Here is a 19,998-nt window from a genome sequence, read left to right as displayed (position 1 = left end):
GCGAGCCATCTAAGCCAAGTATCTTGCTACTTAATGGAACAATTGAATATAGGTTATGAAATGAGAATGACAAGTCATTGAATGAAGGTGGTACCGCGGTTTTTCGCCCTTCGTTTGGTTTCTTGTTATTTTTTTTGGAGGTTATCATGAAGCAATTTCAAGTGAAACAACGCTTTACTTTTGGTGGTGAAAAATTTGATATTTGTGATAGTTTTGGGGATCTTGCTTATCAAGTGGAGGGATCTTTTCTCGAAATTCCAAAACGATTTATTGTGACCAATTCCAGAGGTGGGGAAGTTTGTCAGATTACTAAGAAGTTTTTGACCTTCCTGCCCCAGTTTACCATTGATATGGCAGATGGTCAATCTTTCTACTTGCAAAAGGAATTTACTTTTTTCAAGGATCGCTATACTGTGGAAAATCTAGGTTTAATCCTAGACGGAAATATCTGGGATTTGGATTTTCGCTTGAAAAGGCCAGATGGTGTGCTCGTAGCCGAAATCTCCAAAGAACTCTTTCATTTAACTTCTCATTACTCCGTTACTGTATTGGAGGACTCCTATGCAGATTTGGTCATTTCCTTGGTGGTCGCAATTGACTACGTCGAAATGATGGAAGATGCATCGAATTAATCGTGAAATAATCATTCAGTTTAACTGTTTCGTTAAATTGAATCCGCCTAACTATCACTTATGAAAGGAAAGGTTCAATTTAGATAATTTTCTGAATTGAACCCGAGCTAAAAGCGTCGAGAAAAAGATAGACCGCCTAGTGCGCTGGCGCACAGCGTTGGTCTCCTATTTTCTTCTCGCTTTCTTAACGCTCTTGGTATCTTAGTTTATGAAAAATTTATCTTCTGCTCAAATTCGTCAAATGTGGTTGGATTTCTGGAAATCAAAGGGGCACTCTGTTGAGCCTTCAGCAAATCTTGTCCCAGTAAATGATCCAACTCTTTTGTGGATCAACTCTGGTGTGGCAACTCTTAAAAAATATTTCGATGGCTCAGTCATCCCTGATAACCCACGGATTACAAACGCCCAAAAATCCATCCGTACCAACGATATTGAAAACGTTGGTAAGACAGCCCGCCACCACACCATGTTTGAAATGCTTGGTAACTTCTCTATTGGTGATTATTTCCGTGATGAAGCGATTGAGTGGGGCTTTGAGCTCTTGACAAGCCCAGAATGGTTTGCCTTTCCAAAAGACAAGCTCTATATGACTTACTATCCAGATGATGTGGATTCATACAATCGATGGATTGCTCTTGGTGTTGAGCCAAGCCACTTGATTCCGCTTGAAGATAACTTCTGGGAAATCGGTGCAGGTCCTTCTGGTCCAGATACGGAGATTTTCTTTGACCGTGGTACTGACTTTGACCCTGAAAACATTGGTATCCGTCTCTTGGAAGAAGATATTGAAAATGACCGTTACATCGAGATTTGGAATATCGTTCTGTCACAATTCAATGCTGATCCAGCGGTTCCGCGCTCTGAATACAAGGAATTGCCAAATAAAAACATCGATACGGGCGCAGGTTTGGAGCGTTTGGCAGCTATTTTCCAAGAGGCTAAGACCAACTTTGAAACGGACCTCTTCTTGCCAATCATTCGTGAAGTTGAAAAGATTTCTGGTAAGACCTATGACCAAGATGGCGACAACATGAGCTTCAAGGTTATCGCAGACCACATCCGTGCTTTGTCATTTGCTATCGGTGACGGTGCCCTTCCTGGAAATGAAGGCCGTGGTTATGTCCTTCGTCGTTTGCTTCGTCGTGCTTCTATGCATGGTCAACGTTTGGGTATTACAGAGCCATTCTTGTACAAACTGGTGGAGACAGTTGGTAATATCATGGAAAGCTACTATCCAGAAGTACTTGAAAAACGTGCCTTCATCGAGAAGATTGTTAAGAGTGAAGAAGAGTCATTTGCTCGTACTATCCATACAGGTTCACAATTTGCTGAACAATTGATGGACAAATTGGCGGCAGAAGGCAAGTCTGAGATTGATGGTCGTGATATTTTCAAACTCTATGATACCTATGGTTTCCAAGTAGAATTGACAGAAGAATTGGCTGAGCACCGTGGTATGACCCTTGACATTGCGGGATTTGAAGCGGCTATGAAAGAGCAACAAGACCGTGCCCGTGCTTCAGTTGTCAAAGGTGGTTCAATGGGTATGCAAAATGAAACCCTGGCTGCTATCACAGAAGAGTCTACCTTTGTTTATGGTCAAACAGCTCTTGAGGCAAGCTTATCTGTCATTGTGGCTGATAATGCGCGTACAGAAGCAGTTTCAGAAGGTCAAGCCCTCCTTGTCTTTGACCAAACACCATTCTATGCAGAAATGGGTGGTCAGGTTGCAGACCATGGTTTTGTGAAAAATGCTGCTGGAGACATTGTTGCGACTGTCATCGATGTGCAGAAAGCACCAAATGGTCAACCATTGCACACAGTTGAACTGTCCGCAAGCATTTCAGTTGGTCAAACCTACACACTTGAAATCGAAACAAAACGACGTAAGGGTGTTGAGAAGAACCACACAGCAACTCACTTGCTCCATGCAGCTCTTCACAATATTATCGGTGAGCATGCAACGCAGGCTGGTTCCTTGAATGAGCAAGACTTCCTCCGCTTTGACTTTACGCACTTTGAGGCAGTTACTGCGGAAGAACTTCGTCGTATCGAAGAAGAAGTCAATGAGCAAATTTGGAATGCTATTCCAGTTGTGACAGTTGAAACTGATATTGACACAGCTAAGGAAATGGGTGCCATGGCTCTCTTCGGTGAAAAATACGGTAAAGAAGTCCGTGTGGTGACAATTGGTGATTATTCTGTTGAACTCTGTGGTGGTACCCACGTTGGCAACACCGCTGAAATCGGTATCTTCAAGATTTTGAAAGAAGAAGGTATCGGTTCAGGTACTCGCCGTATCATTGCGGTAACAGGCCGTGAAGCCTTCCTTGCCTATCGTGACCAAGAAGATGCCCTCAAAGAAGTAGCGGCAACCATCAAGTCACCGCAGATCAAGGAAGTACCAAACAAGGTTGAAAGTCTTGCTCAGCAAGTTCGTGATCTGCAAAAAGAAAATGCAGCTCTGAAAGAAAAAGCAGCGGCAGCCGCTGCTGGTGATGTCTTCAAAGATGTCAAAGATGCTAACGGCATTCGCTACATTGCCAGCCAAGTCCAAGTATCAGATGCAGGTGCCCTCCGTACCTTCGCTGACAACTGGAAACAAAAAGATTACTCAGATGTCTTGGTGCTGGTTGCTGCAATCGGTGACAAGGTCAATGTCCTTGTAGCTAGCAAATCAAGCGATGTTCATGCAGGTAACCTCATCAAAGTCCTTGCTCCAATCGTAGCAGGTCGTGGTGGTGGTAAGCCAGATATGGCTATGGCAGGTGGTAGCGATGCCTCTGCTATCCCAACCCTCTTGAACAGCGTAGCAGAAAACTTGTAATCTATACTGAAAAACTCTTCTATCCAATGGATAGAAGAGTTTTTTGCGCGTTATTCTAGTCATTTTGACAAACTTCATAAACTTTTTGAAAAAAATTGTTGTTTTTTTGACAAAGATAGTTGTCAAAAAGAAAAGGAAGTGTTACAATGATATCAAGATAAAGAGATGAAAACGAATTTATCAGGTAAATAAACAGAAAGCAGGAAACAATTATGAAAAAGGTAAATCAAATTGACATCAAACGTTTTGTACAACTTATCGCTATCATCTATCTTGTTTTTGTCCTGCTGGCTGACATTATGAAGTGGTAGCAGTTGGATAAAACCCATGTCGTTCTTGCTATTTGCACCATCGCAGTGACAGATGAGCGCTTGAGGAAACTAGGTATCAGAAAAGAGTAAAAGGAAAAATTAGTCGAAAGTAAGTGGGGAAAGTTATGAAAAACAATAACAATAAAAAAGGAATTTTAATCTCAGGAACAGCTGTTGTTCGTGGAGTGCAGATTCTAGTTGCACTATACTTGATGTATAGTTTCGTTCAAATATTTGTATTTGGTCAGGAGATAGATACAATGCCACTCTTGATGATGACGAGTTCTCTCCTTCTTTTAGAAGTTACTCTCAGCAGAGAAAAGGAGAAGAAAAATGAACAAGATAGTTAAAAATGGAATGAAAGTAGTCCTACTGTTTTTTGCACTCTTCTTGATAAATATTTTGGTGTTTAAAATTTTAGCCTTGCTAGGATTTGATCTTAGTTTGACGGAAATGAGTTATCTCTTTCCTCCTTTGTTGGCGACACTAGTGTTAGCTCTACAATTTAACAAAAAGAAAAATAGTGAAAAAAGCTAAGGAAAGATAGGAGAAACCTTATGAAACGACACATTTCAACAGATATGGCAGCGATTGTGATTGCAGGCGCAAGTATTATTGGCTTACTGATTGGAGTTGCTCTAGGACTATATAGTTTAGTCTAGCTTGTAGGAAAATGAAGGAGAAGAAGCATGGAAGCGAAAAAGAAATTATATGAAGTCAATATTATGGAAAATAAGAAGTTTGTCTGGGGCTTGAATATTCTTGCTGTGGTACTCATCTTTCCATTTGCCTTTGTATTTGGAATGATAGACAGTTGGTTGATAGCTAACGGTTCGCAATACTCGGAACTGGCCGTATCTGAGGTATGGTTGCTTTTCCCTCTCTATATTCTTTTAATAGTTGTGCATGAAGCTATTCATGGATTATTTTTCAAGATTTTTTGTCCTGAAAATCCTGTCAAGTTTGGTTTTAAATGGAAATCGGGCATGGCCTATGCGACCAGTCCAGGTTCACTCTACAATAGGATGCAAATGCTAGTGATTAGCCTGGCTCCCTTTGTTGTGATTAGTTTGGGCTTGACCATGGTAGCAGTTTTTTGGGGGATGGATGTATCTCTTTATCTGATATTGGTGACTATGCATGCAGTGGCTTGTGTAGGCGATTTCTACTATGCCTATCTCTTATTGGTCAAGTTTGCCAAGGAAAATATAGCTGTCGAAGACACAGAAACTGGCTTGATTATCTACCAAGCCTAGAAAGGAAAACTCATGGAATATGTCTTAAAAAATCGGCTCAAGGAATTGCGAGCCAGAGATGGTCTCAATCAGACAGAGCTAGCAAAGTTAGCAGAAGTATCACGGCAGACCATTAGCTTGATTGAGCGGGGGGAATATACGCCCTCGGTGGTCATTGCCATGCGTATAGCACAAATTTTTAATGAAAATGTGGAGAATGTCTTTCAATTAGTGGAGGTTGGAGAATGAAACAGGGGAAACAAATTACAACAAAACAAAGATGGATGAGGAACCTTACCTATTTGTTTTTAGGGGCAATTTTTGGAGCATTTTGTGGCTTTTTTGGAGTAATGATTGATAAGTTTGGATTGCCGTCTTTTGTCAATCTAGATAACTTTCTATTTTGTTTGCGTATCGTTACTTTTGTCATTTTCGCCGGAACTGTATATCTTGGGCTTAAGGCAAATCAATCGTATAAACTTTATCATTCGATTTCAGATGAGGATGAGGAACGGGCAGATGAACTAAATATGAAAATGTATCGTAACCTAGAATATGCGATTATAATGTTTAATATTGCTGCGTCATTGACTCTTTTAAATTTAGGATTAGGTTTTGGTTTTGGTGTTGCCTTCTTAGAAGAGAGTGCGATCATGTACGGATCAATATTTGATGCAGTTTTCTATGTTATTCTTCTCATTGGTCAGATTTTTATCATGAAATTAACTCAGAAAATTCGTGACTATCAGTTGTCTGCTTTTGCTACGGTAAAAGAAGTGAAGGATTTTATGGAGGCAATGGACGAGGGGGAGAAACAAGCAAACTACGAAATGAGTTTCCAAATCGTCTTCACTTTGAATCAAATCGTGTTACCAGGTTTGTATCTATTCCTATTTGTACTTAGCATGCTATTGCAGGAGCGACAAATTACAGCATTTCTAGTTGTTGCCTTTCTTCACATTTACATCAATGTCATGCAGGTCCGCATGATCCGTCGTTACTTCAAATAAGAATGTTATGAAAGGTTTTTAGGTACTAGCTATGAAAAAGGAAAATGTACACATCAAAGCAATTCGTTATTTCTATGATATTGTTGGTGAGTTAGATGAGGTGTCTTATGCGACCTTGACGAATTTCGGCAACAATATGTATATGCTCTTTATGACAGTGACACTGCTGAGCTTTCTAGTTAGCTTTGCGCTGGGAGAAGATGTCATGGGAATCAGCCTCTTCTTGACGTTGGTTTATTCTCAATTCAAACAGGACGCCATTATCAAACAGTTGGGACTGGATAAATTGTTTGTTGCAAAGGCTGATGTGAAATTGGCTCGGAAGAAAATGATGAAACGAACTCTGTTTCAAACCCTACAGATTGCTGTCTACGGTCTGTTAGTTAGTATTGGTCTCTGGCAGTTACAAATTCCACAGGAAAGCGGGACATCTGCAGCCGAGTATTTCCAGTTTGTCACTCCCATGACAGTTGTCTTGATGACTCTTGTTGGATTCCTTAGTTTCTATATTGTCAACCGTAAGAAAATCAAGCTTATTTAGTTTAAATGGAGTTAGCTCATGAAAGTCTTTATGAAAATTTATCTTGTCCTATTAATCGGCCTTGGTCTCTACGCAGTTGGCTATATTTTCGGAGAGTGGCTGGCTACTGGGCAGATTGATTTGTCAACCCTGAATATCCTCTTGCCGATGGTTTTGGGCTTGCCTGCTCTGCTATTGATCGAAAAAGAAAGTAATGAAAACTGATTTTGTGTATGTGAAGGAGATTGCTATGAATAGACTTGGAAGTGTCAAAGATTGGAATGTGGTTAAAAATTGGAAGTTTCTCTTAGTGGGACTAGCTGTCGTTGCCCTTAATGTATTGACCCAGATGGCTATGTTTACTCTACCAAATTTTGATGGGAATAACCTTCTGATTGCTGCTGCCTTCTTGTTGGTTGCTGTAGTGCTTGGTCTTATCTTGACTGGTAAATTAGGTCTGTGGAAAGGTGAGCAGAAGTGGGGGATAGGTGCGAATTTTGGTTTTGTAGCCCTTGCCTTTATCGTTATGTTTGGTCTGAAAATAATTGGCGGGCAATTGATTATGCTGGAAGAGGGATACGGTCAAACGACTGCCAATCAGGAAATTATCAACAATTCAGGCTTGCCAACCTTAGTTTTATTTCTCTTTGCAGTTTTCTTTGCTCCAGTTTTGGAGGAACTGCTTTTCAGAGGGATTCTTATGGGGAAAGTCTTTGGTAAGGATTCGATTGTGGGATTATTGCTATCGAGTTTTCTGTTTGGACTTATTCACAATCCGACCAATAGCGGATCTTGGGTTGTCTACGGAGGTATGGGCCTGGTCCTGGGACTCGCCTATCGTATTTCTGGCAAATATACCAATGCACTTATTCTACACAGTCTGAATAATCTTCTCGGATTTTTGTTGATGCTACTGATGCAAAGTCTGGGCTTGATATAGGAGGATAGGATGGAACTATTTTTATGGATTCTAGTAGGATTTCTATTTTTCAATTCTCTATCAGATAGGAAAAAAGTGAAGTAATTGCAAGCTAGGGTAAAAAATTGCAGAAAACTACAAAAGGAGAAAATCAGATGTCAGTTTTATTGAAAGAATTGGTCGGAAGTAAAGCCAAAATCCGCTTTGATGAGGAATTTTCTATTACTTATGAATACACTATTTTGGCAGTTGATGAGGAGTGGGTTAAAATTTCTCGTGAATTAGCGAATGGGGAGCTTGAAACCAAGTTGGTTCGGGTCGATAATATTATTGACTTGAGCTTGTAGGGAGGGAATATGTTGAAATTTATCAAACACGCTGCATTACTATTTCTATACTTTGTTGCCTATCAAATTGCTTCAGGTTTTCTAATGGTAGGACCAACCTTACAAACGATTCCTGATATTCCTGCCCAGTTGATTGATAGTACAATTTGGATTTGTGCGATAATTGGTCTTGTTCTCTCTATTGCGCTCATTATTCTGTTATGGAAGTATATCTATCCACGTCATTCTGTTGACTATCGTGTGACAGCTTCATGGTTCCAAAAGATTCAATGGCCGATATTACTCTATATTGCATTTTTTATCTTCCAATTTATTGTACCAGTCCCAGAAAGTGAAAACCAAAAGCTTGTAATCGAATTCGTATCAGCTTATCCCTTGATTGCATTTAGCTCAGTAGTGGTTTTTGCTCCCATTTTAGAAGAATTGATCTTCCGTGGATTTTTAGCGACCTATTTCTTCCCTAAAATGGCAGATATGAAGGCTGTTGGAATCTATCTTGTTGTAACGGGGTCTTTATTTAGTCTAGTCCATATGCCGGCAACCCTTCCTCAATTTTTGATTTATTTCACGATGGGACTCAATCTAGGATGGCTCTATCTGATCAAACGTGATATTCGTTATCCGATTGCGCTACATATGCTCAACAACGGTATTTCTTATTTGATGATTGTATTTTTAGTATAAAAAATAAGCAGCTCGGATTGAACTGCTTTTTTGATTATAAACCGTAAAGATAATCATCATCCTGCATGGCTTCTACTTCACCGAGCAGATAGCCGTTACCAACTTGGGAGAAGAAGTCGTGGTTAGATGTACCGGTTGAGATACCGTTCATAATGATTGGGTTGACATCATCTGCTGAATCTGGGAAGAGTGGATCCTGTCCCAAGTTCATGAGGGCTTTGTTGGCATTGTAACGAAGGAAAGTCAAGACTTCCTCAGTCCAGCCAACTGCATCATAGAGGGAGCGTGTGTAGCCTTCTTCGTTTTCATAAAGTTGGTAGAGCAGGTCGTACATCCAATCGCGGAGTTTATCTTGCTCCTCTTCTGGCAATTCATTGAAACCAAGTTGGAACTTGTAACCGATGTAGGTACCGTGAACTGACTCGTCACGGATGATCAGCTTGATGATTTCCGCAACGTTGGCCAATTTGTTGTTACCAAGGTAGTAGAGTGGCGTGAAGAAACCAGAGTAGAAGAGGAAGGTTTCTAGGAAAACGCTGGCTACTTTCTTTTCAAGTGGTGTACCTGTTTCGTAGATTTCGTTGATAATCTTTGCCTTGCGTTGCAAGTATTCGTTGCTGTTGGTCCATTCAAAGATGTCTTCAATCTCAGACTTGGTGTTCAAGGTTGAGAAGATAGAAGAGTAAGACTTGGCGTGAACAGATTCCATGAATTGGATATTGTTGTAAACAGCTTCTTCGTGCGGTGTACGAATATCGTTGCGAAGAGCTTGGACACCTGTTTCAGATTGAAGGGTATCCAAGAGGGTTAATCCACCAAAGACCTTGCCAACCAGGTCTTTTTCTTCAGCAGTAAGTTTACGCCAGTCATCCAAGTCGTTTGATAATGGGATACGTGTATCGAGCCAGAATTGCTCGGTCAACTTTTCCCAAGTTGACTTGTCAATAACATCCTCAATGGCGTTCCAGTTTATGGCTTTGTAGTAGGTTTCCATCATATTCTCTTTCTTTTTCTTATACTTCAAATATTATATCACAAATAGATAGTAGCCTGTAAAAAAATCCCCTAAAAGGGATTTTTAATCGAGCGCTCATTAGTTGCTTTACATCATGAACGACAGTGTCGTAAGGTAGTAAGCTAAGCCACCAATAGCAGTTAGCGTAGATACGGTAGTTGGCTTGCCAACAGCTAATCCCTTGCAAGTTACGACCTGAGAAAAGTCGTTCGAACTTAACGACTTTTCGAGGTAGTAAGCCACTTAGGTATTGACCAAATAGTCAGTACCGTGCATTCATTAGATGCTTTAGCATTAGTGTCTTACGACACTCCGAAACTGAAGACGATATTTCTTCAGTTTCGGAGTTAGTGAGGTAGCTAGCTAATCCGCCGATAGCGGTTAGCGTAGATTAGCTAGTTGGTTTACCAACAGCTAAACCCTTGCAAGTTACGACCTGAGAAAAGTCGTTCGAACTTAACGACTTTTCGAGGTAGTAAGCCACTTAGGTACTGACCAAATAGTCAGTACCGTGCATTCATTAGATGCTTTAGCATCAATGAATGTTAGTGTCTTAAATCACACAACTTTCACATTGGTTTGCGCCGACTTCTTCGCCGTCATCGGTAAAGGTACGGATGTAGTAGATAGACTTGATACCTTTGTTGAAGGCGTAGTTACGAAGGATAGAGAGGTCACGTGTGGTTTGTTTGTTCTCTTTTTTCCATTCATAGAGTTCTTTTGGAAGCTCGCTGCGAAGGAAAAGAGTGAGTGACAAACCTTGGTCGACGTGTTCTGTTGCAGCAGCGTAGACATCAATGACCTTACGCATATCCATATCGTAGGCAGACTTGTAGAATGGAATAGTTTCTGTTGCCAAGCCAGCTGCTGGATAGTAGATTTTACCGATTTTCTTCTCTTGGCGTTCCTCAATCCGTTGTGTGATTGGATGAATAGAAGCAGAGACATCGTTGATGTAGCTGATAGAACCGTTTGGAGCAACAGCTAGTCGGTTTTGGTGGTAAAGACCATCTGCCATGACTTTCTCACGGAGGTCAGCCCAATCTTGTCCGCTTGGAATGAAAATCCCTTCAAAGAGTTCTTTGACACGGTCAGATTGTGGTTGGTAGTCACCAGTCACGTATTTATCGAAATAAGTGCCGTCTGCGTATTTTGATTTGTCAAAATTATGGAAAGTTGCCTTGCGTTCGCGGGCAATGTTATTTGATTCTACCAAGGTCCAGTAGTTGAGGAGCATGAAGTAGATGTTGGTAAATTCTACGGCTGTTTTTGATCCGTAATCAATCAAGTTCTGAGCCAAGTAAGAATGAAGTCCCATGGCACCAAGACCGATTGAATGCGCCTGACTGTTTCCTGCTTCAATAGATGGTACAGCAGAAATGTGTGAATGATCTGTGACATAAGTCAAAGCGCGTGTCATTGTACGAACAGAACGTCCAAAATCAGGTGACTTCATCAGGTTAACGATATTAGTTGAACCGAGGTTACATGAAACGTCAGTACCCATGGTCAAGTATTCTTGCGAATCATTAAGAATGCTTGGTGTTTGAACTTGAAGGATTTCCGAACAGAGGTTTGACATGATAATCTTGCCGTCAACAGGGTTGCTACGGTTAGCTGTATCGATGTTGATGACGTAAGGATAGCCAGACTCTTGTTGCAGTTTAGAAATTTCTGTTTCCAAGTCGCGTGCCTTGATTTTTGTCTTACGAATGCGAGGGTTTGCCACCAATTCATCGTATTTTTCTGTGATGTCAAGGTAGCTATAAGGGACACCGTATTCCAACTCAACTGAGTATGGGCTGAAGAGGTACATGTCTTCATTTTTACGTGCCAATTCGTAGAATTTATCAGGAACGGTGATACCGAGTGATAAGGTCTTCACACGAACTTTCTCGTCGGCATTTTCTTTCTTAGTCGAAAGGAAGGAAATAATATCTGGGTGGAAAACATCCAGATACACTACCCCAGCCCCTTGGCGTTGCCCAAGCTGGTTAGAATAGGAGAAGCTGTCTTCGAAGAGTTTCATAACAGGAACAACCCCAGAAGCCGCCCCTTCATAGCCCTTGATTGGAGCACCTGCCTCACGCAAGTTGCTAAGGGAAATACCGACACCACCACCGATACGGGACAATTGCAGAGCAGAGTTGATAGAACGCCCGATCGAGTTCATATCGTCAGTGACTTGAATGAGGAAACACGATACCAACTCACCACGGCGGGCACGACCTGCGTTGAGGAAAGAAGGTGTTGCTGGCTGGTAACGAAGGTGAATCATTTCGTTAGCCAAGTTGAGTGCCAACTCTTCATTTCCTTCTGCAAAATACAAGGCGTTGAAGAGAACACGATCTTCCATACTTTCCAAGTAATAGGCGCCATCATTTGTTTTGAGGGCATACTGATTGTAGAACTTGTAGGCAGCCATGAAAGACTTGAAGCGGAAATTTTGGTCTTTCAAGAATTGATCAATTTTAATGATAAATTCTGAACTGTATTGGTCCAAAAATTCTTTCTCAAGATAATTTTCTTCTAATAAGAAGGCAATCTTGTCCAAAATGGAATCAAATTGCTTGGTATTTGGGAGGACGTTTTCTTTAAAGAAGGCCTTAACCGCTTCTTGGTCCTTGTGGAGTGGGATTTGCCCATTAACAGGACGGTTGATTTCGTTATTTAAACGGAAGTAGGACACATCGCCTAGCTCTTTTAAACTCATAGTCGCAATCTCTTTCTATAAACAGTAGGGAGTTAAACCAAGGCTTTTAGTTTTCCTGGTTGAAAACCTGAGAAAACATCATTTTCAGTTTCGATAACAGGTGCAGCTGAGAAACCGAGACCTTTTACGTGATCGATAAATTCAGGCTGTTCATCTAGATTGATTTCTTTATAATCTACACTATGTTGGTCCAAGAATTTCTTGGTCATTTTACACTGTACACAATCATTTTTTGAATAGATCGTTACCATTCAATTTCTCCTTTGTCCATGAGGGATTAATAAAAAATCCCAATTTTGTTACCAATCTAGGATACAAGATTTTAAGGTTAAAGTCAAGAAGGAAGTTTATTTAAAATCACAAAATATAGTGCATAATATTTTTATAAAACACCATATATTGTACCTCCGCTCATTGCCGCTAAGTCGAAAAATAGCGTTTACATAGCTGTTTCTATTTAGTTTGATAACCCTAACAATCTCTCGGTAAAATATAGATTAGCTTTTCTGCAAATGTCATAATATTTTGAAGGAAACATACGTTGTCACAAAATATAACATTTATAGTTATACATGTATTGAATATATATTACATTTTGTACTATACTATTCAATAATGCTGAAAGAGGTTATAAAATATGGAAAAATTACATAGAAAAAGCTTGTTTCATAAAGGGAGAGAATATTCATATTATGCATTGGATTCGATTTCAACGGAAGAAAAAGTGGATATTCATTCACTTCCCTATACTATTCGTATTTTATTAGAAAGTCTTTTAAGAAAAGAAGATGGCGTAGACGTTACAAAAAATCACATAATGGAGTTGCTTCATTATCAGGCGGCATCTCCTAAAGGAGAAATCCCCTTTAAACCTAGTCGTGTTATTTTGCAAGATTTTACAGGTGTTCCTGTTGTGGTAGATTTAGCCTCCATGCGTGATGCGGTGGTGAAAGCAGGTGGAAACCCTGAATTGATTAACCCAGAAATTCCAGTGGATTTAGTCATCGACCACTCTGTTCAAGTTGATTTTTTTGGGACTGAAGATGCTCTGGAGAAAAATATTGACTTAGAGTTCGAAAGAAATAATGAACGCTATGAATTTCTGAAATGGGCAGAGAATTCCTTTGAAAATTATCGTGCAGTGCCTCCAGCGACAGGAATTATCCATCAGGTAAACATTGAATTTCTAAGCGATGTTATTATCAACAAGGATGGCTTGCTTTATCCAGATTCTATGTTTGGTACAGACAGTCATACGACCATGATTAATGGTATTGGTGTACTTGGTTGGGGTGTGGGTGGTATTGAGGCGGAAGCTGCAATGTTGGGTGAAGCATCTTATTTTCCTATCCCTGAGGTGATTGGTGTTCGCCTAGCTGGGCAATTGCCTAAGGTTGCCACTGCAACGGATTTGGCGCTTAAAGTCACTCAACTTCTACGTCAGGAAAATGTAGTTGGGAAGTTTGTCGAATTCTTTGGACCAGGTTTATCTTCTCTTACATTAGCGGATCGAGCAACTGTTTCTAATATGGCTCCAGAATACGGTGCGACTTGTGGCTATTTCCCGATTGATGGAGAAACTTTACATTATATGAGATTGACCAACCGTTCGGAGGAGCACGTGGAGTTGACAGAAGCCTATGCTAAGGCTAATTATTTATTCTATGATGCTGAACATTTTCCGTCTTATAGCAAGGTTTTAGAATTGGATTTATCGACAGTAGTTCCATCTATTTCTGGTCCTAAAAGACCACAAGATTTGATCGAATTAACAGATGCAAAAGCAGAGTTTCAGGCTAGTTTAATACGTGAAGTAGGTGTGCGTGGATTTGGTTTGGAGGAAGCAGAGTTAGATAAAACAGCCACGGTTAAGTATGTTGAAGGAGAGGAGCAAATTCAAACAGGTCATGTTGCTATTGCGGCGATTACCTCATGTACAAATACATCCAATCCGTATGTCCTTTTGGCGGCAGGATTACTGGCAAAAAATGCGGTAGAAAAAGGTCTGGCAGTTTCTAAGACAGTCAAGACGTCATTGGCACCAGGCTCAAAAGTAGTGACTGGCTATTTGAAAAAATCAGGTTTACAGACCTATCTAGATGCCTTAGGGTTCAATTTGGTTGGTTATGGTTGTACAACTTGTATCGGTAACTCAGGTGATCTGCGTCCCGAAGTAGCGGAGGCGATTAAGGAAGAAGATTTATTGGTTTCTGCGGTATTATCTGGAAATCGTAACTTTGAAGGACGGATTAATCCATTGGTAAAAGCTAATTTCTTAGCGAGCCCTCCGCTAGTAGTTGCCTATGCTATTGCGGGAAATATGAATGTAGATTTAACAAGGGATCCGCTGGGGTATGACGAGAAGCAACAAGCTGTCTACCTTGCGGACATTATGCCAAGTCGTGAGGAAGTAGATGACTACATTGAGCGTTATGTGACTCGTGACCTTTATAAGGAAGAATACCAACAGGTATTTACAGATAGTCAGGCTTGGAATGCGATTGAAACAAAGACAGATAAGAATTACAATTGGAATTCCTCTTCTACCTATATTCAAAATCCGCCCTATTTTGACAATATGCAGGCAGATTTATCCATAAAACCACTGGAAAATTTATCTGTTTTGGCTAAATTTGGCGATTCTGTAACGACAGATCATATTTCCCCGGCAGGGAATATTGCACGATTGAGTCCAGCCGCTCGTTATCTCGAAGAAAATGGCATTGTTTATAAGGATTTTAATTCTTATGGAAGTCGTCGTGGAAATCACGAAGTCATGATGCGTGGGACTTTTGCAAATATTCGTATAAAGAATGAGCTGGCAGATGGAAAAATTGGTGGTTGGACAAGAGTTGGTGATGAGATTCTTTCAATCTATGATGCGGCTATGAGATATAAGGAAGCTGGTATCGGTAGTATTGTTATTGCTGGTAAAGACTATGGGATGGGGTCAAGCCGTGATTGGGCAGCCAAAGGTTCAAGTTTACTTGGTGTGAAGGCTGTTCTTGCTGAGTCATTTGAGCGGATTCACCGTTCAAACTTAGTGATGATGGGTGTTCTTCCTTTACAATTTTTAGAAGGTCAGTCGGCAGAAAGTCTTGGCTTGACTGGACACGAAAGCTATACAATCGACTTGCCAGAAGATGTCAGTGTTGGTCAAATTGTAACAGTCCATGTGCAAACAGACGATGTTACAAAGGAGTTTCAAGCTCTGGTGCGGTTTGATGCAGAGGCGGATATTCGTTATTATCGTCACGGAGGTATTTTACCTATGGTAGTAAGAAAGAAACTAGGAGGAAAGGTATGACAGAAACGAATGGGTTAAAAGATGCGATTGCCTGTGATACGCGAATCAGTGCAATTGAAAATGACCGCTTGTCCTATGCAGGATATGACATTGCTGAATTGATGGAGAATAACGCTTCTTTTGAGGAAGTCATCTATCTTCTGTGGAACCTGCATTTGCCAACTCAGATTGAATTAAATTATTTTGAGAAAAGCCTGCGAAAAGAATATGCGATTTCAGATGCGGTAGAGCAATGTATTCTGATTCAATCGCGGCGACATTTGCATCCTATGAGCGTATTGCGTTCGACAGTATCTCTCCTTGGAGTATATAATGTACACGCTGAGGAGAATTCGTTAGAAGCTTTGTATGAACAATCTATTCAGATTATGGCCAAGGTTCCGACAATTATTGCAACATTTGCTCGTTTGAGACGCGGATTGGTTCCAATCGAACCGCGGGCTGATCTTGGTTTTGCGGCGAATTTTCTTTATATGCTGAACGGTGAGGAGCCGAGTGATTTGCAAATCAAAGCGTTTAACAAAGCTTTGGTGCTTCATGCTGATCATGAATTGAATGCGTCTACTTTTGCTGCGCGTGTCACGGCATCAACGTTAACGGATTTATATTCTTGTGTCACCACGGCAATTGGGACTCTGAAAGGCTCATTGCATGGTGGTGCAAATGAACGAGTGTTTGACATGTTGCTGGCTATTCGTGAGGGTGGTGATGCCGAGAGATATTTGCAGAAGAAGCTGGATTCGAAGGAAAAAATTATGGGATTCGGCCATCGAGTCTATAAAACGGTTGATCCTCGTCAAGAGTACTTGAAGGAGATGGCGCGTGATTTGACATTCGGAACAGACGATGAAGCGTTTTATAGATTGTCAGAGGAAGTAGAGAGTTTTATTAAAAACAAAAAAGGTTTAATTCCAAACGTAGATTTTTATTCGGCGACAGTTTACCATGTGCTAGGTATTGATAGTGATATTTTTACATTGATTTTTGCAATGAGCCGTATGGCGGGGTGGATTGCACATGTCCAGGAACAACGGAAAAATAATAAATTGATTCGTCCGCGCTCTTCCTACTTAGGTGGTAGGAATTTGGTTTACATCCCGATTGGAAAGAGGTAAATATGGCAGAAAAAATCCTGATGAGAGAGGGACGGTTAATCGTCCCAGATTGTCCCGTTATTCCTTATATTGAAGGAGATGGTATTGGCAGGGATATTTGGTCAGTCAGTCAAAAAGTTATTGATGCTGCAGTGAAAAAAGCCTATGCAGGTCAACGTTCTATTCAGTGGAGGGAGGTTTTTGCAGGAGAAAAGGCTTATGAATTAACGGGAACTTCTTTGCCGAATGAGACATTGTCAATAATCCGTGAGTATTTAGTTGCAATCAAAGGTCCTTTGGGGACGCCGATTGGGAAAGGTCATCGTTCTCTTAATGTTGCACTTCGTCAAGAATTAGATTTGTATGCCTGTGTGCGCCCGATTCGCTATTTTAAGGGAGTGCCAAGTCCGCTGAAAGAGCCTGGAAAGACAGATATTACTATTTTTCGTGAAAATACAGAAGATATTTATGCAGGTATTGAATGGGAGGCTGGTTCAGATGAAGTTGCCAAAGTCATTTCCTTTCTGCAAGAAGAAATGGGAGTGGTAAATATTCGTTTTCCAGAATCTTCAAGTATTGGTATCAAACCGATTTCGGAAGAAGGGAGTAAACGCCTCATTCGCTCTGCAATAGAATATGCCTTAGAACATCAACTGAAGATAGTGACCTTAGTTCATAAGGGAAATATTCAAAAGTTTACAGAAGGCGGTTTCCGCAAGTGGGGTTATGAATTGGCGAAAGAAGAATTTGCTACAGAACTTGCAGAGGGGACTTTGGTAGTAAATGACATTATTGCGGATAACTTTCTGCAGCAGATTTTATTGGCGCCGGAAAACTTCCAAGTGGTTGCTCTTACAAATCTAAATGGAGATTATGCATCAGATGCTCTTGCGGCACAGGTCGGAGGAATAGGCATCTCACCAGGTGCTAACATTAATTATCAGACAGGTCATGCTATCTTTGAAGCGACACATGGAACTGCTCCTGATATTGCAGGAAAGGATCTGGCTAATCCATGTTCCCTCTTGCTTTCGGCTTGTATGATGTTGGAATATATAGGCTGGAAAGAAGCGGCAACTTTGATTATTCAGGCCTTGGAAGACGCTTTTATAAATAAAAATGTTACGCTTGATTTTGCTAAAATTTTGGACGTTGCTCATCTATCTACTAGTCAATTTTCAGAAGTTCTAATAGATTCTATTTAATGAAGAAAAAGTAAAATGAACCTCTCTTTTTATGACAGAAACATGAAAGAAAGGTAAAAAAATCTTGAAAATGATTTCAAAAAGTGGTATAATGTCCTTTGTAAGGGTTATCACAAATAACTCACAATTTTGTAAAAATAAAGGAGAATCCAAATATGGCTTCAAAAGACTTCCACATTGTGGCAGAAACAGGTATCCACGCACGTCCGGCAACTTTGCTTGTGCAAACAGCTAGTAAGTTTGCTTCAGACATCACTTTGAACTACAAAGAAAAGTCTGTTAACCTTAAATCTATCATGGGTGTTATGAGTCTTGGTGTTGGTCAAGGCGCTGACGTAACAATCTCTGCTGAAGGTGCTGATGCTGACGACGCAATCGCAGCTATCACTGAAACAATGGAAAAAGAAGGATTGGCATAAGAATATGACAGAAATGCTTAAAGGAATCGCAGCATCAGATGGTGTTGCTGTTGCTAAGGCATATCTACTCGTTCAGCCAGATTTGTCCTTCGAAACTGTTACAGTTGAAGATACAAATGCAGAGGAAGCTCGTTTGGATGCTGCTCTAGAAGCATCTCAAAACGAGCTTTCTGTTATTCGTGAGAACGCAGTAGCTAGCCTAGGTGAAGAGGCCGCAGCCGTATTTGATGCACACTTGATGGTTCTTGCTGACCCAGAAATGATTGGTCAGATTAAGGAAACAATTCGTGCGAAGAAAACAAACGCTGAGACTGGTTTGAAAGAAGTTACGGATATGTTTATCGCTATCTTTGAAGGTATGGAAGATAACCCATACATGCAAGAGCGTGCTGCAGATATTCGTGACGTAGCAAAACGTGTGTTGGCACACTTGCTTGGTGTTCGCTTGCCAAACCCAGCAACTATCGACGAAGAGTCAATCGTTATCGCGCATGACTTGACACCTTCAGATACAGCGCAATTAAACAAACAGTTTGTAAAAGCTTTTGTAACGAACATTGGTGGTCGTACAAGTCACTCAGCTATCATGGCTCGTACACTTGAAATTGCTGCTGTTTTGGGTACAAATAACATTACTGAAATCGTTAAAGACGGTGATGTATTGGCTGTTAACGGTATCACAGGTGATGTAGTGATTAACCCTTCTGAAGAAGTGATTGCAGAATTTAAAGCAGCTGGTGAAGCCTATGCTAAGCAAAAAGCTGAATGGGCTCTTTTGAAAGATGCTCAAACAGTTACAGCTGACGGCAAACACTTTGAATTGGCAGCAAACATCGGTACACCAAAAGACGTTGAAGGTGTAAACGATAACGGTGCTGAAGCAGTTGGTCTTTACCGTACAGAATTCTTGTACATGGATTCGCAAGACTTCCCAACAGAAGATGAGCAATACGAAGCTTACAAGGCTGTTCTTGAAGGTATGAATGGCAAGCCTGTTGTGGTTCGTACAATGGATATTGGTGGTGATAAGGAGCTTCCTTACTTCGACCTTCCACACGAAATGAACCCATTCCTTGGTTTCCGTGCCCTTCGTATCTCTATCTCTGAGACCGGCAACCAAATGTTCCGTACTCAGTTGCGTGCCCTTCTTCGTTCATCTGTACATGGTAAACTTCGTATCATGTTCCCAATGGTTGCCTTGTTGACTGAATTCCGTGCAGCAAAAGCAATCCTTGAAGAAGAAAAAGCAAACTTGTTGGCTGAAGGTGTAGCAGTTGCAGATGATATCCAAGTTGGTATCATGATTGAAATCCCTGCAGCAGCAATGCTTGCAGACCAATTTGCAAAAGAAGTTGACTTCTTCTCAATCGGTACGAACGACCTTATCCAGTACACAATGGCTGCAGACCGTATGAACGAGCAAGTTTCATACCTCTACCAACCATACAACCCATCAATCCTTCGCTTGATCAACAACGTTATCAAGGCTGCGCATGCAGAAGGCAAATGGGCTGGTATGTGTGGTGAGATGGCTGGTGACCAACAAGCTGTTCCACTTCTTGTAGGTATGGGCTTGGATGAGTTCTCTATGAGTGCAACATCTGTACTTCGTACACGTAGCCTTATGAAGAAACTTGATACAGCTAAGATGGAAGAATATGCTCACCGTGCCTTGACAGAATGTGCAACGGCAGAAGAAGTTCTTGAACTTCAAAAAGAGTATGTTGATTTCAACTAATAGATAAAAAGGGAAAACAGGG

19 protein-coding genes and 1 pseudogene are annotated in these 19,998 nt (G+C 40.8%); 17 read left to right on the top strand and 3 right to left on the bottom strand.

The features are described from left to right. Nucleotides 1–146: 146 nt before the first annotated feature. The 12 genes and pseudogenes from GPW69_RS07020 to GPW69_RS06960 all read left to right on the top strand — a co-directional run bounded on the left by GPW69_RS07020 (nt 147) and on the right by GPW69_RS06960 (nt 8,485). The gene (locus GPW69_RS07020) at nt 147–632 is read left to right on the top strand and encodes an LURP-one-related/scramblase family protein (protein ID WP_074391826.1); all 486 of its coding nucleotides are present in this window, start codon (nt 147–149) and stop codon (nt 630–632) included. 208 nt (nt 633–840) lie between these two features. After that, a complete protein-coding gene (gene alaS / locus GPW69_RS07015) occupies nt 841–3,459 on the top strand; it encodes an alanine--tRNA ligase (protein ID WP_044763772.1) in 2,619 nt (872 codons plus the stop codon). 436 nt (nt 3,460–3,895) lie between these two features. Then, a complete protein-coding gene (locus GPW69_RS07005) occupies nt 3,896–4,120 on the top strand; it encodes a hypothetical protein (protein ID WP_044763774.1) in 225 nt (74 codons plus the stop codon). Continuing rightward, the gene (locus GPW69_RS07000) at nt 4,104–4,307 is read left to right on the top strand and encodes a hypothetical protein (RefSeq protein WP_044763776.1); all 204 of its coding nucleotides are present in this window, start codon (nt 4,104–4,106) and stop codon (nt 4,305–4,307) included. The genes GPW69_RS07005 and GPW69_RS07000 overlap by 17 nt, the downstream gene beginning before the upstream one ends. Before the next feature lie 152 nt (nt 4,308–4,459). Next, complete coding sequence (locus tag GPW69_RS06995) at nt 4,460–5,026, top strand: DUF3267 domain-containing protein (protein ID WP_074391827.1); 567 nt, start codon at nt 4,460–4,462, stop codon at nt 5,024–5,026. A 12-nt stretch (nt 5,027–5,038) separates the two neighbouring features. After that, complete coding sequence (locus GPW69_RS06990) at nt 5,039–5,254, top strand: helix-turn-helix transcriptional regulator (RefSeq protein ID WP_014637779.1); 216 nt, start codon at nt 5,039–5,041, stop codon at nt 5,252–5,254. Beyond that, nucleotides 5,251–6,015 carry a DUF3169 family protein gene (locus GPW69_RS06985; protein ID WP_074391828.1) on the top strand — a complete coding sequence of 255 codons (765 nt, stop codon included), beginning with the start codon at nt 5,251–5,253 and terminating at the stop codon, nt 6,013–6,015. The genes GPW69_RS06990 and GPW69_RS06985 overlap by 4 nt, the downstream gene beginning before the upstream one ends. A gap of 31 nt (nt 6,016–6,046) precedes the next feature. Continuing rightward, complete coding sequence (locus GPW69_RS06980; protein ID WP_074391829.1) at nt 6,047–6,556, top strand: DUF3278 domain-containing protein; 510 nt, start codon at nt 6,047–6,049, stop codon at nt 6,554–6,556. Nucleotides 6,557–6,574: 18 nt separating this feature from the next. Continuing rightward, nucleotides 6,575–6,760: a hypothetical protein gene (locus GPW69_RS06975; RefSeq protein ID WP_044756584.1), complete on the top strand. Its 186-nt coding sequence runs from the start codon at nt 6,575–6,577 to the stop codon at nt 6,758–6,760. A 25-nt stretch (nt 6,761–6,785) separates the two neighbouring features. Next, nucleotides 6,786–7,475, top strand: a complete 690-nt coding sequence (locus GPW69_RS06970) for a type II CAAX endopeptidase family protein (protein WP_074391946.1) — start codon at nt 6,786–6,788, stop codon at nt 7,473–7,475. A 9-nt stretch (nt 7,476–7,484) separates the two neighbouring features. Further along, nucleotides 7,485–7,801: pseudogene (locus GPW69_RS10855) on the top strand (hypothetical protein). 9 nt (nt 7,802–7,810) lie between these two features. Then, nucleotides 7,811–8,485 carry a CPBP family intramembrane glutamic endopeptidase gene (locus tag GPW69_RS06960; protein ID WP_074391830.1) on the top strand — a complete coding sequence of 225 codons (675 nt, stop codon included), beginning with the start codon at nt 7,811–7,813 and terminating at the stop codon, nt 8,483–8,485. A gap of 34 nt (nt 8,486–8,519) precedes the next feature. Here GPW69_RS06960 and nrdF read toward each other — a convergent pair whose 3' ends face one another. The 3 genes from nrdF to nrdH all read right to left on the bottom strand — a co-directional run bounded on the left by nrdF (nt 8,520) and on the right by nrdH (nt 12,464). Continuing rightward, nucleotides 8,520–9,479, bottom strand: a complete 960-nt coding sequence (gene nrdF, locus GPW69_RS06955) for a class 1b ribonucleoside-diphosphate reductase subunit beta (protein WP_029751858.1) — start codon at nt 9,477–9,479, stop codon at nt 8,520–8,522. A gap of 574 nt (nt 9,480–10,053) precedes the next feature. Continuing rightward, the gene (gene nrdE / locus GPW69_RS06950; protein ID WP_074391831.1) at nt 10,054–12,213 is read right to left on the bottom strand and encodes a class 1b ribonucleoside-diphosphate reductase subunit alpha; all 2,160 of its coding nucleotides are present in this window, start codon (nt 12,211–12,213) and stop codon (nt 10,054–10,056) included. Between the two features lie 32 nt (nt 12,214–12,245). Further along, on the bottom strand, nt 12,246–12,464 hold the full coding sequence (gene nrdH, locus GPW69_RS06945) for a glutaredoxin-like protein NrdH (protein ID WP_004299071.1): 219 nt from the start codon (nt 12,462–12,464) through the stop codon (nt 12,246–12,248). 386 nt (nt 12,465–12,850) lie between these two features. On the opposite strand from nrdH, the gene acnA reads away from it, so the two are divergent. The 5 genes from acnA to ptsP all read left to right on the top strand — a co-directional run bounded on the left by acnA (nt 12,851) and on the right by ptsP (nt 19,976). After that, the gene (acnA, locus tag GPW69_RS06940) at nt 12,851–15,520 is read left to right on the top strand and encodes an aconitate hydratase AcnA (protein WP_074391832.1); all 2,670 of its coding nucleotides are present in this window, start codon (nt 12,851–12,853) and stop codon (nt 15,518–15,520) included. Beyond that, nucleotides 15,517–16,635, top strand: a complete 1,119-nt coding sequence (locus GPW69_RS06935) for a citrate synthase (protein WP_074391833.1) — start codon at nt 15,517–15,519, stop codon at nt 16,633–16,635. The genes acnA and GPW69_RS06935 overlap by 4 nt, the downstream gene beginning before the upstream one ends. Before the next feature lie 2 nt (nt 16,636–16,637). Then, nucleotides 16,638–17,819, top strand: coding sequence for an NADP-dependent isocitrate dehydrogenase (gene icd, locus GPW69_RS06930; protein ID WP_074391834.1), 1,182 nt, complete (start codon nt 16,638–16,640; stop codon nt 17,817–17,819). A gap of 155 nt (nt 17,820–17,974) precedes the next feature. After that, a complete protein-coding gene (locus tag GPW69_RS06925; protein WP_002936050.1) occupies nt 17,975–18,238 on the top strand; it encodes a phosphocarrier protein HPr in 264 nt (87 codons plus the stop codon). Between the two features lie 4 nt (nt 18,239–18,242). Then, a complete protein-coding gene (gene ptsP, locus GPW69_RS06920) occupies nt 18,243–19,976 on the top strand; it encodes a phosphoenolpyruvate--protein phosphotransferase (RefSeq protein WP_074391835.1) in 1,734 nt (577 codons plus the stop codon). Nucleotides 19,977–19,998: the final 22 nt, after the last annotated feature.

The organism is Streptococcus suis (genome assembly GCF_902702775.1).
Classification (GTDB): domain Bacteria; phylum Bacillota; class Bacilli; order Lactobacillales; family Streptococcaceae; genus Streptococcus; species Streptococcus hashimotonensis.
The sequence above is the reverse complement of the archived record's forward strand: the minus strand, read 5'-3'. Positions and strand labels throughout refer to the sequence as shown.